This window comes from Klebsiella sp. WOUb02 (assembly GCF_050058015.1).
Taxonomy (GTDB): domain Bacteria; phylum Pseudomonadota; class Gammaproteobacteria; order Enterobacterales; family Enterobacteriaceae; genus Klebsiella.
In genome coordinates this window covers 3,247,367-3,263,691 of the sequence record NZ_CP170110.1, presented here as the reverse complement: position 1 = coordinate 3,263,691, position 16,325 = coordinate 3,247,367, and the positions used below count along the sequence as shown (strand labels likewise).

Below are 16,325 nucleotides of genomic sequence, written 5' to 3'. Positions count from 1 at the left end.
GTGAATAAATTTTCGTTATTCTTTACGCCGCCGCGAGCACAAAATTTGTCTCACCCGCCGGTTACGAGTAGACTTCGTGCCCTTGTCTGAAATCGGAGAAAGTACCATGAGCGAGACGGCAACCTGGCAGCCGAGCGCGTCTATTCCAAACCTGTTAAAACGCGCGGCTGTGATGGCGGAAATTCGTCGTTTCTTTACCGACCGTGGCGTGCTGGAGGTGGAGACGCCCTGCATGAGTCAGGCAACGGTAACGGATATTCACCTCTTTCCGTTCCAGACCCGTTTCGTCGGCCCCGGCTATTCGCAGGGGATGGATCTCTATCTGATGACCAGCCCGGAATACCATATGAAGCGCCTGCTGGCCGCGGGCTGCGGTCCGGTCTTCCAGCTGTGCCGCAGCTTCCGCAATGAAGAGATGGGGCGTCACCACAACCCGGAATTCACCATGCTGGAGTGGTATCGTCCGTGCTATGACATGTATCGTCTGATTAATGAGGTCGATGATTTGCTGCAGCAGGTGCTGGAGTGCCAGCCGGCGGAAAGCCTCTCCTATCAGCAGGCGTTCCTGCGTCATCTCGAACTCGACCCGCTATCGGCCGACAAGACCCAGCTGCGCGAAGCGGCGGCTAAGCTCGATCTGAGCAACATCGCCGATACGGAAGAAGATAAGGACACGCTGCTGCAACTGCTGTTTACCATGGGCGTCGAGCCGCATATCGGTAAAGAGCGTCCGACCTTTATCTATCACTTCCCGGCCAGCCAGGCGTCGCTGGCGCAGATCAGCACCGAAGATCACCGCGTCGCGGAGCGTTTTGAGGTCTATTACAAGGGAATTGAGCTGGCCAACGGCTTCCATGAGCTGACCGACGCCCGCGAACAGCAGCAGCGTTTCGAGCAGGATAACCGCAAGCGTGCGGCCCGCGGCCTGCCGCAGCAGCCGATTGACGGCAACCTGCTGGAAGCCCTGAAAGCGGGCCTCCCGGACTGCTCCGGCGTGGCGCTGGGGGTCGATCGCGTGGTGATGCTGGCGCTGGGCGCCGAAAGCATCGGCGAAGTGATCGCCTTTACCGTCGATCGCGCCTGACCCGAGCGAATCGCGCTTCGGCCATCCCGGGGCGGAGAGCTAACCTGACCCGGCGCACGAGCCGCCGGCCAGGTTGAACTTACAGGCTGCCCGCCGTGCGGCTGGATTTTCCTGCAGAGCTCATCGCTCTGCTGCTCTTCCTGCCGTCGATGCTCTCCAGACGCATCTGGAACGGCGGGAACGGCATATCAATACCGTGTTCACGATAGCCCGCCAGAATCAGCTTATGGATCTCGTGACGCAGCGGCATACGGTGGCCCATCTCGGCGGCGTAAATACGCAGCTCGAAAATCTGAATCCCCTGCTGCAGATCGACGAGGAAGGCCTCCGGCGCCGGCGTATCGATAACCAGCGAACAGCGGTGGGCGGCGTTAATCAGGATCTGCGTGACCTCTTCGGTATTCGCATCCGCCGGGGCCGGCACCGTCAGCACCACGCGGGTGACGGAGTCAGACAGCGACCAGTTGATAAACTGCTCGGTGATGAACGCCTTATTCGGCACGATAATCTCTTTCCGGTCCCAGTCGCTGATGGTCGTGGCGCGGGTGTTGATACGGGTAATGCTGCCGGTCAGATCGCGGATGGTCACCGTATCGCCGATACGTATCGGCTTTTCAAACAGAATAATCAGGCCTGAGATAAAGTTGGCGAAGATCTCCTGTAAGCCAAAACCGAGGCCGACGCCGAGCGCCGCTACCAGCCACTGCAGCTTCGCCCACTCAATGCCAATCATCGAGAAGCCCACCAGGCCGCCAATCAGCATCAGCAGGTATTTGGTAATGGTGGTGATCGCGTAGCCGGTGCCCGGCGTGAGATCCAGGTGCTGCAGGATTGCCAGCTCCAGCAGCGCAGGGAGGTTGCGTACCAGCTGGGTGGTGATAATCAGCACCAGAATCGCGATCAGTACCGCTCCAAGCGTAATCGGCTCGATGCTTTCAACGCCCTGTACCGTCGAGGTCGCGTCCCACAGCGAGATATTTTCGAGGAAGCCGAACGCCGAATGGATTTCTGACCACAGCACGATCACCGAGACCAGGGCGACCAGCATCAGCAGCGAGCGCACCAGCCGCAGCGACCGGGTGCTGATCGCATCGAGATCGATTTCACTGACTTCGATCTCCGCCGATCCTTCCGGGCTGCTGGAGTGCGCGACCTCATCTTCGCCCCGCGCGCGTTGGGCCAGAATTTCCGCCCGCCGATGTCTGGCGCGATCGAAGGCCAGCCGGCGGCGCTGAATCAGCATCCAGCGGCGGATGATGTGATAGACCACGAGCAGCAGGAACCAGATCGCCACCGACGTTTCCAGCCTGGCCAGCAGCGCCTGAGCGGTCGCCAGGTAGCCGATGGCCGCCGCCAGCATGGCAATGAGCGGCGCGCCCAGCAGCAGGTTCCACAGCATGCGGTTAACCATATTATCGCCGCTCCCCGATTTATCGAGATACAGCGGAATACCGGCGTGCTTGAGGCTCAGCGTGACCAGCGCCAACGCCCCGCAAATCAGCAGGAAGCACAGGCGGCCGAGGGAGGCCGAGAACTCACGGTCGTTGAGGTTATCGAACATGATCAGCGCAATGATCAGCGGGACGATCAGCCCGATGCTCATCAGGTAGTAGCGCATGGCCTTGGTGACCCGGCTACGCGGCCAGCCGAAGTGGGCGATAAACAGGCCGTTCGGACGCGCAAAGGTCGCGCAAACCATCACCACCCACAGCAGCGGTACCGTGGCGGTGACGCTTTCGCCGATGGCTACCGCCAGCGGGAAGGGCCAGGCGGATTGCAGACCATAGCCGAGGGTCATCCACAATACCGGCAGCGGCGAGGCCACCAGAATCGACCAGAACACGGTGCGTAGCGTCAGCCAGAAATGGTCCTGGGTCACTTTGCCCACGCGGGCGCTGGAACGCTCAAGGAAGCGGGTGAAGTGGCGACGCGAGCTGATGCTGAAGCCTACCAGGATCAGCGCGCCAAACAGCGGCAGCAGCGTCTCCTTGCTGGTTAGCATCATCGCGCTGGCTTTGCCCAGCCTGGCTGACGGTATCGAGAGAGACCAGGCGGCGCAGATCGTGGGCAATTTCCAGCGGCCATGAAAAACCGATTGGGCTGACGTCCGAGGTCCAGAACAGATAGCGGTGGGTCGCTTCGTTCATCTCTTTCAGGGCGTCTTCAAGCTGGCCGTTGGCCACTTTGAGCTTGGTCAGCTCCAGAATCAGCGTATCGCCGCCCTGCAGCAGCGAGTTGAGCAGTTCGCTTTGCGTGCGCAGCTGCGCTTCAAGAATGCGATTCTGCTCGCTGGTCAGCGCCTGACCATCGGCCTGGCGCAGCTGGCGGAGCTGCGTCTGGCTGCCGAGCAGGTCCTCAAAGCGCAGCCGCTGCACCCGCAGCTGGGCCATTTCGGTATCCAGCTGCTGGGGTTTTGGCGTCTCCGGCAGACGGGCGACCTGGGCGCGTAGCGCTTCGCCCAGCAGGCTGGAGGCGCCCAGCCACTGCGACTGCTCGCGCAGCGTATTGAGCGCCTGGCGCACCTGGAGCGTCTGGCTGGAGGCCTGACGCTGCTGTGAAGCAACCAGGTCCATGCGCTGAGCCTGCTGGTTCAGCGCCTGCGACAGCTCGCGGTTAACTTTAAACTGGGCCACCAGCTCCGGCGGCAGGTTTTCGCTGTTCTCCGCCAGCAGCTCGGTGCTTTCCAGCGCCTTTTCGGCTTCGCGCTGGCGCTGGCTGTTGAGCTGATTACGCAAGGCCTGCAGGTAGCCGTCGAGCAACTTGCTCTGCTTTTGCGCCAGATCGGCGCGCATGCGCGACAACTCCTGGCGATTGTTGGCGGAGAGCTGAGCGAGGTCCAGCTCGTTGACCAGCGCCTTCAGACGTGCGGATTCCGCCTGCAGGCTCAGATTTTGCGCCTGTGCCAACGGCGTATTGCTGGTCTGCGAGCCGACGCGACGCTCAACGTCGTTCAACTGACGGCGGGCGTCGGTTTGCTGCTGCGGAAGCTGGTTGAGCGAGTCGGCGATATCGCGGGCGCGCTCCTGCTCCTGCTGGGCCTGACGGCTGGCTTCGAGCAGCTGGCTGCTGACCTGCAGGATCTCCTGGTTCAGGGCATCGGAGGAGAGCGTCGTGGATACCTGGCGCGGTTCATCGGCCAGATTGTTGATCTGCGAACGCAGAGTCTGGAACAGCTTAGGGAAGTTGTCGATAACCTGCTGGTACTGATGCGTGCGTTCGAGGGAAGCGCTACGCTCCTCGAGCGCGTTCAGCGCGGTCTGCAGCGCTTCTACGGTTCCAGGCTGAGCGGGTTTTGCCGCCTTCGCCTGTTCCAGCTCCTGAGCTATCTGTTTCGCGTCGGGAGCTGTCGCTGCGTACGCCCCCAGACTGAGGCTCCAGGCCAGCAGAAAAATATATATCAGGCGCACGGCATAACCCTTTTATCAGCTATTAACCTTCGTCTTGCGTATCGCCGCTCAGAGTGCTGGCGTTGGCTTCGGTCGTGGGCATGGCCTCAACGGCGGTTGCCAGCGGTTGACCAAGCTTAGTCACGGAAAGGTTCTGCAGCTGTTCGAGCAGCTTGACCTTGCCCGGGGCAAACAGGTTGATTACCGTCGAACCAAGCTTGAAGCGGCCCATCTCCTGGCCTTTCAGCAGGGCAATGGAGCCTTCGCTGTCGCCCGCAGGCCAGGTCCAGCGCTTAATCACACCTTCACGCGGCGGGGTCACGGTACCGGACCACACGGTTTCAATACTGCCAACGATGGTCGCGCCGACCAGAATTTGCGCCATCGGGCCGAATTCAGTATCGAAAAGGCAGATGACGCGCTCGTTGCGGGCGAACAGATTCGGGACGTTCTGCGCGGTGAGGTGGTTTACCGAGAACAGATCGCCCGGGACGTAGATCATTTCGCGCAGAATACCGTTACACGGCATGTGCACGCGGTGGTAGTCGCGCGGCGACAGATAGGTGGTCGCGAAGTTACCGTGGCGGAACAGCTCGGCCATCTGATAGTTGCCGGCCAGCAGCGCTTCCAGGGTGTAATTGTGGCCTTTGGCCTGCAGGATTTTATCGTCTTCAATCGCGCCCAGCCTGGCTAATGGCGCCGTCGGCGGGCATGACCAGCACGTTCGGGTCGGTGTTCAGCGGGCGCGCTTCATCGCGCAGCGGTCGCACAAAGAAATCGTTAAAGGTGCGGTAGCTGGCGGTATCGGGCTTCTGCGCCTCTTTCATATCGACCTTGTAGCACTTTACGAACAGATCGATGACCAGTTTAGTCAGCCAACCCGCTCGTTTGCTCGCACCCCAGCCTGCGAGGCGGGTAAGCCACAGTTTAGGCAGAATGTATTGCAGCGAAAGTTTAAGATCGTTTAACAAGGTAGCCTCCAGGCCATTATTTGTCGTTCCTGACCCCCGCAGCACGTCGGGGATCTAAAAAAGGGGTCGATTCTATACGTAAACTCATCCGGGCGACATCAGGGCCCCGGCGGCATAGCGCATTATGCGGACGGGGAGAGCGGCGCAGCCAGCCTGAAGGATGAAGCGTATAGCGATGTTCAGCTTAAATGTCAGTCATCGGATGATGAAAAGCTTTTACGCGTTTTTACCTGTACTTCGTTCATGCTTTCCAGGATGCGGTGGTAGTTTTCAAAACGGTGCGCGTTGATGCTGCCATTTTCAACCGCTTCGCGAATCGCGCAGCCCGGATCGGTATCATGCTTGCAGTCGCGATATTTGCAACGGCCTAAATAATCGTGAAATTCGACAAAGCCGTTGGTGATTTGTTCCGCATCAAGGTGCCAGAGGCCAAATTCGCGCACGCCGGGGGAGTCGATCACGTCGCCGCCGTGCGGGAAATGGTAGAGGCGCGCGGCGGTGGTGGTGTGCTGGCCGAGGCCCGAGTTGTCAGAGACGTCGTTGGTCAGGATTAGGTCGTCGCCGAGGCCCAGCAGCGCGTTCAGCAGGCTGGATTTACCCACCCCTGATTGCCCGGCAAAGATGCTGATGCGGCCGGTGAGGGCCTCTTCAAGCGGCTTCAGGCCGTCCTGGGTGCGGCTTGATACCATCAGCACGGGATAGCCGATTTTGCGGTAGATATCCATCTGTTCGTTGACGAACGCTAAGGCGTCTTCGTCCAGCAGATCGATTTTGTTGAGCACAATCAGCGGCTCGACGTCCAGCGCCTCGCTCGCCACCAGGTAGCGGTCAATAATGTTTAACGACAGCTCGGGTAAAATCGCGGAAACGATGACGATCTGATCGATGTTGGCGGCGATGGGCTTAACGCCATCATAGAAATCCGGACGCGTTAGGACCGAGGTCCGTTCGTGCACGGCCTCAACGATACCTTTTACTCTCACGCCGTCGGCGGCGTCTTTGCCCGGGCGCCAGACTACGCGATCGCCGGTTACCAGCGAACGGATCGTCCGGCGAATGTTGCAGCGGTGGACGCCACCGTCAACGGATTCGACGTCGGCATGCATGCCGAAACGGCTGATGACGATGCCTTCGGAAGTCTCGCCAAACAGATTGTCATCGTAGTCGGCCTTCTCCGAAGTCGTTTTCAGGCGGCGCTGGTGGTTGGCCTTGACGCGGCGCTGTTGGCCTTTGGAGAGTTTATTTTTACTCAATCGAACTGGCTCCTGGTCGCCCTGTAGGGGCAAAACCTCTATGATACACGCTATTTTAGATGAATATAGTCACGCAAGAAGGGTGGAAAATAGCATGAGTGCAGATGAAAACAACCTGATTTGGATCGATCTTGAAATGACGGGGCTGGATCCGGAGCGCGATCGCATCATCGAAATCGCCACCCTGGTGACCGATGCAAACCTCAACATTCTGGCGGAAGGGCCGACCATTGCGGTACACCAGTCTGACGCGCAGCTGGCGCTGATGGACGAGTGGAACGTGCGCACGCATACCGGCAGCGGTCTGGTGGAGCGCGTCAAGGCCAGCACCGTGGGCGATCGCGAGGCGGAGCTGGCGACTATCGACTTCCTCAGGCAGTGGGTGCCCGCGGGTAAATCGCCGATTTGCGGCAACAGCATTGGCCAGGACCGCCGCTTCCTCTTCAAGTATATGCCCGAGCTGGAAGAGTACTTCCACTACCGCTACCTTGACGTCAGCACCCTGAAAGAGCTGGCGCGCCGCTGGAAGCCGGAAATTCTCAACGGCTTTAAAAAGCAGGGCACCCATCAGGCGATGGACGACATTCGCGAATCGGTGGCGGAGCTGGCCTACTACCGCGAGCACTTTATCAAGCTGTAATCATGCTGCCGGGGTCACGCGGTCCCGGCTATTTAAACCACTTCTGCTCCATTTGCCCGAATTCAGGGGAGGCCTTGACGACCTCCAGCGCGGCATTCAGCGCATTGAGCAGCTCAGGATCATCCTGACGCACCGCGATCGCCAGCTGCTTGCCATAGTATTTGGCATCGGTTGCCTGCTCGTCGATGATGGCGTAATCCGGATTCTCCTGCAGCCATGTCTCGGCGCTGGCGCGATCGCTCATCACCCCGTTAATGCCTCCCTCCTGCAGCGCGCTGAACGCGGCCGCGTCGCTATCGTACGAGACGACGTCCACCTCTTTTTGCTTATCGTGCAGATAGCGCTGGTGAATGCTGCCCTTAGCGACGCCGATCTTTTGTCCCTTCAGGTCGGCAAAACCGTGGGCGCTATTCTTCGCGGTGACCACCACGCCGGAGAGCCTGCTGGCGATAGGGCTGAGTAAAGGCGACCTGCTTTTCGCGCATCGGGATAACTTCGATGCCGGCGATGATGGCGTCGAATTTCTTAAAGCGCAGCGCCGGGATCAGGGTCGCAAAGCCCTGAGGGGTGAACGTGCACTCAGCCTGCATCTGTTTACAGAGCGCCCTGGCGAGATCGATATCAAAACCGGCAGGCTGGTTCCTGGCGTTGACGGTTTCAAAGGGCGGATTGGCCGTCGTGGTGCCAAAATGCAGCGTCGTTGCCGATGCCGTTCCCATCGCCATCACGATCGGCAGCAGGACGGAGAGCGCTTGTTTCATTTTCATTTCCCTGTTTGTCGTTGTTGTTGACCGTCAATGGGGCGATCGCACCCGCGGACCGGGGCGATTTTGCGCCTTTAGCAAGGCTGGAAAAAGTTATTTTGCCTTACGCGCTGCTTATTTATACAATTCAGCGCGCTATATGGCGATAAAATGTCCATTCAGACAAAAATAGAAAAAAAGTGCGCGCAGGGGGGTTGCAGCTAAATCGAATTCTCGTATAATGCGCCTCCCGTGACGAAGCAGAAATGCAAATCACGACGCCATAGAAATATGGCAAGAAGTACGCGGGAATAGCTCAGTTGGTAGAGCACGACCTTGCCAAGGTCGGGGTCGCGAGTTCGAGTCTCGTTTCCCGCTCCAAAATTTGAAAGGCACTATCCTAATCACAGGATTTCGGCTTGCGATAAAACTACCCAAGTAGCGCAGGTTGAAAGACGAAGATTAAGCGGGAATAGCTCAGTTGGTAGAGCACGACCTTGCCAAGGTCGGGGTCGCGAGTTCGAGTCTCGTTTCCCGCTCCAAATTTGATAGTTACCACACCCAAGCGGGAATAGCTCAGTTGGTAGAGCACGACCTTGCCAAGGTCGGGGTCGCGAGTTCGAGTCTCGTTTCCCGCTCCAAATTTCTTCCTCATGCTCAATTTATCCACAGTGCAATAGCGCGCCGGGGATGCCTTCCGTTGCATACGGGAAAATACTGTAAACAGAGTTATCCACAGGTTAGATGTCAGCAACTTGTTGCTGAAAAACTTCGACTTTTGAATAATATCAGTTCATCTTATTGAAATTTAATAATAAAATTTCATTTCAAAGTGTTAATACGATCACTTGACGTTCGTCTGCATGTTGAAACGCAATGTGTTTTTGTTTTTATTCACAGCCTGTGAATGAATCAGGCGTCTCGCGGAAGGCCTTTTTCAACCACCCTGACCAGCCGCTGTTTTTTAGGCAGCTGCACCTCAACGACGTTGGTATTGCGCTTGTCAATTTGCTGCGCCACCGCCCACTCAATGTGTTCATCGAGTAGTGAGTGCTCACCTCTGCGGCTTTCCAGCGCCTTGAGATTCGCTTCATCCCACGGCGCATTTCCCAGCGCAACGGCAATATTGCGTAACCAGCGCAGATGGCCGATACGGCGAATTGCCGAACCTTCGGTTACCTTCAGAAAATGGCTCTCACTCCAGGCAAACAGCTCCACCAGCGGCGGCGCATGCAGCGCTTTTCGCGGGCTGAAATCCTCTTCATCCGTAAGCTGAGAGAAGCGGTTCCACGGGCAAATCAGCTGGCAGTCGTCGCAGCCGTAAATGCGGTTGCCGATCAGCGGGCGAAACTCGACGGGGATCGCGCCTTCCAGCTCAATGGTCAAATAGGAGATGCAGCGGCGGGCGTCGACGGTATAGGGCTCGACGATTGCGCCGGTCGGACAGATCGTCATGCAGGCCACGCAGCGCCCGCACTCTTCGGCGACCGGCCGATCGACGGGCAGGGGAATATCAACCAGCAGCTCGCCGAGGAAAAAGAACGAGCCGGCATCGCGGTTAATAATAAGTGAGTGCTTACCTGTCCAGCCAAGACCCGCTTTTTCCGCCAAAGGACGCTCCAGAATAGGCGCGGAATCGACAAACGGTCTAAAATTGAGCGAAGCACACTGTTCCTGAATCATCTCACCGAGTTTTTTCAGGCGGTTACGTAGCAGCTTATGATAATCACGCCCAAGGGCATAACGGCTGACGTAGCCAAGACCGGGATCTTTCAGGGTGCGGGCAAACGCGGCATTTGCAGGCAGGTAGTTCATCCGTACGCTGATGACGCGTAGCGTACCGGGAAGAAGCTCATGAGGGCGCGCGCGCATCATGCCGTGGCGCGCCATCCATTCCATCTCTCCGTGGTACTGTTTGTCCAGCCATGCCTGCAGTTTGGGTTCGCTGACGCTGAGATCGGTATCGGTGATACCCACCTGCTGAAACCCTAGTTCAGTGCCCCATTGCTTGATTTGTTGCGCTAACTTATTGAGATCGAGGGGCTGTAACATGATGGACCATACAATGACGAGAAACCCTGTCAGTATACCACACTTCATCTGGCCTGCAGAGGCGCTACGGCGTGCGGAAAAAGAGGCCGCCGATAGCCTCGGGCTGACCCTGTTTGAGCTGATGCGCCGGGCCGGCGAAGCGGCTTTTCAGCTGGCGCGAAGCCAGTACCCCGCCAGCCGGCGCTGGCTAATTCTTTGCGGCCACGGCAACAACGGAGGCGACGGCTACGTCGTTGCGCGCCTGGCGCAGGCTGAAGGGATTGAGGTGACGCTGCTGGCGCTGGAGAGCGAGAAGCCGCTGCCGGAGGAGGCGCATGCCGCTCGCGAAGAGTGGCTCAACGCCGGCGGGACGATCCACGCGGCGGATATTGCCTGGCCGGAAGAGATCTCGCTGATTATTGACGGCGTGCTGGGCACCGGCCTGCGCAGCGCTCCGCGCGGGCCTGCCGCCGTGCTGATCGCGCGCGCAAACGCGCATCCGGCGCCGGTAGTGGCGCTGGATATCCCCTCCGGACTCAACGCGCAGACCGGAACCGCGCCGGGGGCGGTGATCCATGCGGCCCACACGCTAACGTTTATCGCCCTTAAGCCGGGGCTGCTAACCGGTAAAGCCCGCGACGTGGTGGGTCAGCTGCGCTATTGCTCCCTGGGCCTCGATAGCTGGCTTGCCGGGCAACCGTTCCCGCTGACGCGCTTTGATGCCTCGCAGCTGGCGGGCTGGCTGCCGCCGCGCCGCGCAACCTCCCATAAAGGCGATCACGGCAGGCTGGCGATCGTTGGCGGCGCCCGCGGCACCGCCGGCGCCATCAGGATGACCGGAGAAGCGGCGCTGCGGGCGGGAGCGGGGCTGGTCCGGGTGTTGACCCATCCGGAAAACATTGCGCCGATTATTACCGCCAGACCTGAGCTAATGGTGGATGAGCTCACCGCGCAGAGCCTCGATGAAAGCCTGCAGTGGGCTGATGTGGTGGCGATCGGTCCGGGCCTCGGCCAAAGCGAATGGGCGACGCGGGCGCTACGCCAGCTGGAGAGCTTTGCGAAACCGATGGTGTGGGATGCGGATGCGTTGAACCTGCTGGCAATCAATGCCGATACACGTCACAATCGCGTGCTGACGCCACACCCCGGCGAAGCTGCCCGCCTGCTTAACTGCAGCGTGGCAGAAATTGAAAGCGATCGCTTACATTCTGCTCAACGTCTGGTAAAACGTTATGGTGGCGTGGTCGTGCTAAAAGGCGCGGGGACGGTGGTGGCCAGTGAAGCAGGCGAGATGGGTATTATCGATGCCGGCAATGCCGGTATGGCCAGCGGCGGAATGGGCGATGTGCTCACCGGTATTATTGCCGCTCTGTTAGGGCAAAAGCTGACGCCGTATGATGCTGCCTGCGCCGGTTGCGTGGCGCACGGCGAAGCCGCAGACCGACTGGCTGCCAGAGATGGCGCCCGTGGGATGCTGGCGACCGATCTCTTTTCCACGCTCAGGCGTGTTGTTAACCCGGATGTGATTGACGTAGACCATGATTAACCGAGTGATTCCTTTACCCGACGAGCAGGCAACCTTAGACCTTGGCAACCGCATTGCGCGGCTCTGTACGGGCGCCACGGTCATCTATCTGTATGGCGATTTAGGCGCGGGTAAAACGACCTTCAGCCGCGGCTTTTTACACGCACTCGGCCACCGCGGGAATGTCAAAAGCCCGACCTACACGCTGGTGGAGCCGTACACCCTCGAAAACCTGATGGTGTATCACTTCGATCTCTACCGCCTGGCGGACCCCGAAGAGCTCGAGTTTATGGGGATCCGCGACTATTTTACTGACGATGCTATCTGCCTGGTTGAATGGCCGCAGCAGGGCGCGGGCGTGCTGCCCGAGCCGGATGTTGAAATTCATCTTGAGTATCAGGCACAAGGGCGTGAGGCGCGCGTAACGGCAGTCTCCTCATTGGGTGAGTCTTTACTGGCGCGTTTAGCCTGAAGGATCGCGGGATGAAATATCGCATAACCCCCTGGCTGGCCGCGGCGCTGATGCTGTTTAGCATGCAGACCCTTGCGGCAAGCTTATCCGATATCCAGGTCTCTAACGGAGAACGGCAGGCCCGTATTACCATTAGCTTTATCGGCGATCCCGAATACTCCTTCAGCCCGCAAGGCAAACGCACGGTGGCGCTGGATATCAAGCAGACCGGCACCCTGCAGGGATTACCGCTGCTGTTTAGCGGCAGCAACCTGGTGAAAAGCATTCGCTCGGGCGCCGCGCAGGATACGCAGTCTCTGCGCCTGCTGGTGGACCTGACTGAAGATGGCAAAACCCGCGCGGTGAAGCAGCAAAACGGCTCTAACTATACCGTGGTGTTCACGATTAACGCCGATGTTCCGCCGCCGCCTCCACCGCCTCCGGCGGTCGTGAAGCGGGTGGAAACGCCGACGATCGCGCCGCGTCCGGTGCCGGTGGCGCCCGCGCGCAATCCGTTTAAGTCATCCGCTAGCGAACGGCAAATGGTTATGACCGAGAGCCATCCCGCGACGCGTCCGGCCGCTCGTGCCGCGGCAACGGACGATAAGGTTATTATTGCGATCGACGCCGGCCACGGCGGTCAGGATCCCGGGGCGATCGGCCAGAACGGCACCAAAGAGAAGAACGTAACCATCGCCATTGCCCGCAAGCTGCGTACGCTGCTGAACGCCGACCCGATGTTCAGGCCGGTGATGACCCGCGACGGCGATTACTTTATTTCGGTGATGGGCCGTTCCGACGTCGCCCGTAAGCAGAATGCCAACTTCCTGGTGTCGATTCACGCCGATGCGGCGCCGAACCGTGACGCCACCGGCGCTTCGGTATGGGTGCTGTCCAACCGTCGCGCCAATAGCGAAATGGCGGGCTGGCTTGAGCAGCATGAGAAGCAGTCCGAGCTGCTCGGCGGCGCGGGCGACGTGCTGGCAAACAGCCAGTCGGATCCCTATCTGAGCCAGGCGGTGCTGGATTTACAGTTCGGCCATTCCCAGCGCGTCGGGTATGATGTAGCGACTGACGTATTGAGCCAGTTGCAGCGGGTCGGCGATCTCCATAAGCGCCGTCCGGAACACGCCAGCCTCGGCGTGCTGCGTTCGCCGGATATTCCGTCGATCCTTGTCGAAACCGGCTTTATCAGCAATACCGGCGAAGAGCGGCTGCTGGGGAGCGACAGCTATCAGCAGCAGATTGCCGAAGCGATTTATAACGGTCTGCGTAATTACTTTATGCAGCACCCGCTGCAATCAGCCCCGCGCGGAGAACCCGCGCAAACGGCCAGCGCCGCGTCGCCTGGCAGGACGTTGATAAATTAAGGAGTCAGCCATGCCGATTCAGGTCCTACCGCCGCAGCTCGCCAACCAGATTGCCGCAGGTGAGGTGGTGGAACGTCCGGCGTCGGTGGTTAAGGAGCTGGTCGAAAACAGCCTTGATGCCGGCGCGACCCGCATTGATATTGATATCGAACGCGGCGGCGCGAAGCTTATCCGCATTCGTGACAACGGCTGCGGCATCAAAAAAGACGAGCTGGCGCTGGCGCTGGCTCGTCACGCCACCAGTAAAATAGCCTCTCTCGACGATCTGGAAGCCATCATCAGCCTCGGCTTTCGCGGCGAAGCGCTGGCCAGCATCAGACTCGGTGGCGCGGCTGACTCTGACCTCCCGCACGGCGGAGCAGCAGGAGGCCTGGCAGGCCTACGCCGAAGGGCGCGATCAGGACGTGACCGTCAAGCCGGCGGCGCATCCGGTCGGCACCACGCTGGAAGTGCTGGATCTGTTCTATAACACCCCGGCCCGCCGCAAATTTATGCGTACCGAAAAGACGGAATTTAACCATATCGATGAAATCGTCCGCCGCATCGCGCTGGCGCGTTTCGACGTCACGATTAATCTCAGCCATAACGGCAAGGCGATGCGCCAGTATCGCGCCGTACCCGCGGGCGGCCAGCGCGAGCGGCGGCTGGGCGCTATCTGCGGTACGCCGTTCCTCGAGCAGGCGCTGGCGATTGAGTGGCAGCACGGCGATCTGACCCTTAGCGGTTGGGTGGCCGATCCGCTGCATACCAATCCGGCGCTGGCGGAGATCCAGTACTGCTACGTCAACGGCCGTATGATGCGCGACCGGCTGATCAACCACGCCATTCGCCAGGCCTGCGAAGATAAGCTCGGAGCCGACCAGCAGCCGGCTTTTGTCCTCTACCTTGAGATTGACCCGCACCAGGTGGATGTAAACGTCCACCCGGCTAAGCACGAAGTGCGCTTTCACCAGTCTCGCCTGGTCCACGATTTTATCTATCAGGGAGTGCTGAGCGTCCTCCAGCAGCAGCTCAGCGCGCCGCTGGCGGAAGAAGATGAGAGCCAGCCGGCGCGCCTTCAGGTACCGGAGAACCGGGTCGCGGCGGGCGCTAACCATTTTGCTCAGCCGCTCTCCGCGCGTGAGCCGGCCGCGGCGCGCTACGGCCGCGAAACGCCGCGCGACTCCTCCGGCCCGGCAGGCGGAGGCGGCGCCGGCTGGCCGCACGCGCAGCCGGGATACCAAAAGCAGCAGGGAGCGCTGTATCGGCAGCTGCTGGAGACGCCGGCCGTCGAGCGTAAAAGCAGCGCCCCGGCGCCTGCCGCGGAGGGGTTATCCGGGCACAGCCAGAGCTTCGGCCGCGTGCTGGCCATCGTGAAAGGCGACTGCGCGCTGCTGGAGCGTGACGGCAGGCTGGCGCTTCTGGCGCTGCCGGTGGCCGAACGCTGGCTGCGTCAGGCGCAGCTGACGCCCGCCGGGGAGCCGGTTTGCGGGCAGCCGCTGCTGATCCCGCTGCGGCTAAAAGTATCGGGCGCGGAAAAGGACGCGCTGGCGAAAGCGCAGGCGGCGCTGGTGGCTTTGGGGATCGATCTGCAGTCCGATGCGCAGCATTTGACGGTTCGCGCGGTGCCTTTACCCTTAAGACAACAAAATTTACAAATCTTGATTCCTGAACTGATAGGCTACCTGGCGCAGCGAAAGGCATTTGACGTCGGTGACATCGCGCAGTGGATCGCGCGCAATCTGGCGAGCGAGCATGCGCAGTGGAATATGGCGCAGGCGATTAGCGTGCTGGCGGACGTAGAGCGTTTATGTCCGCAGCTGGTAAAAGCTCCGCCGGGTGGTCTGTTACAACCCGTTGACCTGGATTCGGCGATGAATGCCCTGAAAGATGAGTGATGTAACTGAGGCGAGCCTGCCTAAGGCAATATTTTTAATGGGCCCAACGGCCTCCGGTAAAACCGCGCTGGCCATTGCTTTGCGTAAAATTTTACCGGTAGAGTTGATTAGTGTCGATTCCGCCCTTATCTATCGAGGAATGGACATTGGTACGGCCAAGCCGGATGCGGCAGAGCTGAGCGCAGCGCCGCATCGACTGCTGGATATTCTCGACCCGGCAGAGGCTTACTCCGCGGCGGACTTTCGTCGCGACGCGCTGGCAGAGATGGCGGATATCGTCGCTGCCGGGCGCATTCCGCTGCTGGTTGGCGGAACAATGTTGTATTTCAAAGCGTTGCTGGAAGGGCTGTCGCCGTTACCGTCGGCGGATCCCCAGGTCAGGGCAAAGATTGAGCAACAGGCAGCAGAGCAGGGGTGGCACGCACTGCACCGGCAGCTACAGGAGATCGATCCCGTCGCCGCCGCGCGTATTCATCCAAATGATCCGCAAAGACTTTCCCGAGCACTGGAAGTTTTTTTCATTTCGGGTAAAACTTTAACGGAACTGACGCAAACTTCGGGAGACGCTCTGCCGTATAAGGTGCATCAGTTCGCCATCGCCCCGGCGAGCCGTGAACTGCTCCATCAACGCATAGAACAGCGTTTTCATCAGATGTTGGCTTCAGGTTTTGAAGCAGAAGTAGGGGCGTTATTTGCCCGCGGAGATTTGCATACGGATATGCCTTCCATTCGTTGTGTCGGATACCGCCAGATGTGGTCATATCTTGATGGCGAGATCCCGTATGATGAAATGGTTTATCGAGGTGTTTGCGCCACGAGACAGTTAGCCAAGCGTCAGATAACCTGGTTGCGCGGCTGGGAAGATATTCACTGGTTAGACAGTGAACAACCTGAACAGTCGCTCAACAAAGTATTACAGGTAGTTGGTGCGAGCCAGGACTGAACGTGTACAATTAAACTGTATCGTGCGTAATTTTTTTTAAGAATCGTAAGG

At 59.4% G+C, this 16,325-nt stretch carries 8 protein-coding genes, 3 tRNA genes and 4 pseudogenes; 10 read left to right on the top strand and 5 right to left on the bottom strand.

The features are described 5' to 3' along the window. Positions 1 to 106 precede the first annotated feature (106 nt). A complete protein-coding gene (gene epmA / locus ABOC21_RS22750) occupies positions 107 to 1,084 on the top strand; it encodes an elongation factor P--(R)-beta-lysine ligase (RefSeq protein WP_426813363.1) in 978 nt (325 codons plus the stop codon). Between the two features lie 79 nt (positions 1,085 to 1,163). On the opposite strand, the pseudogene mscM reads toward epmA, so the two are convergent. From mscM to rsgA, 3 genes and pseudogenes are all read right to left on the bottom strand, one after another. Continuing rightward, positions 1,164 to 4,491 (bottom strand): annotated as a pseudogene (gene mscM / locus ABOC21_RS22745) (miniconductance mechanosensitive channel MscM). Between the two features lie 22 nt (positions 4,492 to 4,513). Beyond that, positions 4,514 to 5,441 (bottom strand): annotated as a pseudogene (gene asd / locus ABOC21_RS22740) (archaetidylserine decarboxylase). 191 nt (positions 5,442 to 5,632) lie between these two features. Further along, positions 5,633 to 6,694, bottom strand: a complete 1,062-nt coding sequence (gene rsgA / locus ABOC21_RS22735) for a small ribosomal subunit biogenesis GTPase RsgA (protein ID WP_426813362.1) — start codon at positions 6,692 to 6,694, stop codon at positions 5,633 to 5,635. A gap of 94 nt (positions 6,695 to 6,788) precedes the next feature. Here rsgA and orn point away from each other — a divergent pair, with 94 nt between their 5' ends. Further along, positions 6,789 to 7,334 (top strand): oligoribonuclease, encoded by a 546-nt coding sequence (orn, locus tag ABOC21_RS22730; RefSeq protein WP_426813361.1) that lies wholly within the window; start codon positions 6,789 to 6,791, stop codon positions 7,332 to 7,334. 28 nt (positions 7,335 to 7,362) lie between these two features. Here the strand turns inward: orn and ABOC21_RS22725 are convergent. Beyond that, a pseudogene (locus ABOC21_RS22725) lies at positions 7,363 to 8,095 on the bottom strand (transporter substrate-binding domain-containing protein). Positions 8,096 to 8,382: 287 nt separating this feature from the next. On the opposite strand from ABOC21_RS22725, the gene ABOC21_RS22720 reads away from it, so the two are divergent. The 3 genes from ABOC21_RS22720 (at position 8,383) to ABOC21_RS22710 (ending at position 8,718) form a co-directional block, all read left to right on the top strand. Next, positions 8,383 to 8,458: transfer RNA gene (locus ABOC21_RS22720), tRNA-Gly, on the top strand. A gap of 85 nt (positions 8,459 to 8,543) precedes the next feature. After that, positions 8,544 to 8,619: transfer RNA gene (locus ABOC21_RS22715), tRNA-Gly, on the top strand. A gap of 23 nt (positions 8,620 to 8,642) precedes the next feature. After that, positions 8,643 to 8,718: transfer RNA gene (locus ABOC21_RS22710), tRNA-Gly, on the top strand. A gap of 271 nt (positions 8,719 to 8,989) precedes the next feature. Here the strand turns inward: ABOC21_RS22710 and queG are convergent. After that, positions 8,990 to 10,129, bottom strand: a complete 1,140-nt coding sequence (queG, locus tag ABOC21_RS22705; RefSeq protein ID WP_426813360.1) for a tRNA epoxyqueuosine(34) reductase QueG — start codon at positions 10,127 to 10,129, stop codon at positions 8,990 to 8,992. Positions 10,130 to 10,142: 13 nt separating this feature from the next. Between queG and nnr the strand changes: the two genes are divergently transcribed. The 5 genes and pseudogenes from nnr to miaA all read left to right on the top strand — a co-directional run bounded on the left by nnr (position 10,143) and on the right by miaA (position 16,274). Continuing rightward, the gene (gene nnr / locus ABOC21_RS22700; RefSeq protein ID WP_426813359.1) at positions 10,143 to 11,654 is read left to right on the top strand and encodes a bifunctional ADP-dependent NAD(P)H-hydrate dehydratase/NAD(P)H-hydrate epimerase; all 1,512 of its coding nucleotides are present in this window, start codon (positions 10,143 to 10,145) and stop codon (positions 11,652 to 11,654) included. Then, complete coding sequence (gene tsaE / locus ABOC21_RS22695) at positions 11,647 to 12,105, top strand: tRNA (adenosine(37)-N6)-threonylcarbamoyltransferase complex ATPase subunit type 1 TsaE (RefSeq protein ID WP_041143708.1); 459 nt, start codon at positions 11,647 to 11,649, stop codon at positions 12,103 to 12,105. Before nnr ends, tsaE begins: the two co-directional genes overlap by 8 nt. 11 nt (positions 12,106 to 12,116) lie before the next feature. Continuing rightward, the gene (gene amiB / locus ABOC21_RS22690) at positions 12,117 to 13,454 is read left to right on the top strand and encodes an N-acetylmuramoyl-L-alanine amidase AmiB (protein ID WP_426813358.1); all 1,338 of its coding nucleotides are present in this window, start codon (positions 12,117 to 12,119) and stop codon (positions 13,452 to 13,454) included. 10 nt (positions 13,455 to 13,464) lie between these two features. Next, positions 13,465 to 15,331 (top strand): annotated as a pseudogene (gene mutL, locus ABOC21_RS22685) (DNA mismatch repair endonuclease MutL). Continuing rightward, on the top strand, positions 15,324 to 16,274 hold the full coding sequence (miaA, locus tag ABOC21_RS22680; RefSeq protein ID WP_426813357.1) for a tRNA (adenosine(37)-N6)-dimethylallyltransferase MiaA: 951 nt from the start codon (positions 15,324 to 15,326) through the stop codon (positions 16,272 to 16,274). The pseudogene mutL and the gene miaA overlap by 8 nt, the downstream one beginning before the upstream one ends. Positions 16,275 to 16,325 lie beyond the last annotated feature (51 nt).

Coding starts and splice junctions, on each gene's coding strand:
- nnr (WP_426813359.1), top strand. CDS start 10,143: ATGACGAGAAACCCTGTCAGTATACCACACTTCATCTGGCCTGCAGAG.
- amiB (WP_426813358.1), top strand. CDS start 12,117: ATGAAATATCGCATAACCCCCTGGCTGGCCGCGGCGCTGATGCTGTTT.
- orn (WP_426813361.1), top strand. CDS start 6,789: ATGAGTGCAGATGAAAACAACCTGATTTGGATCGATCTTGAAATGACG.
- miaA (WP_426813357.1), top strand. CDS start 15,324: ATGAGTGATGTAACTGAGGCGAGCCTGCCTAAGGCAATATTTTTAATG.
- queG (WP_426813360.1), bottom strand. CDS start 10,129: ATGTTACAGCCCCTCGATCTCAATAAGTTAGCGCAACAAATCAAGCAA.
- epmA (WP_426813363.1), top strand. CDS start 107: ATGAGCGAGACGGCAACCTGGCAGCCGAGCGCGTCTATTCCAAACCTG.
- tsaE (WP_041143708.1), top strand. CDS start 11,647: ATGATTAACCGAGTGATTCCTTTACCCGACGAGCAGGCAACCTTAGAC.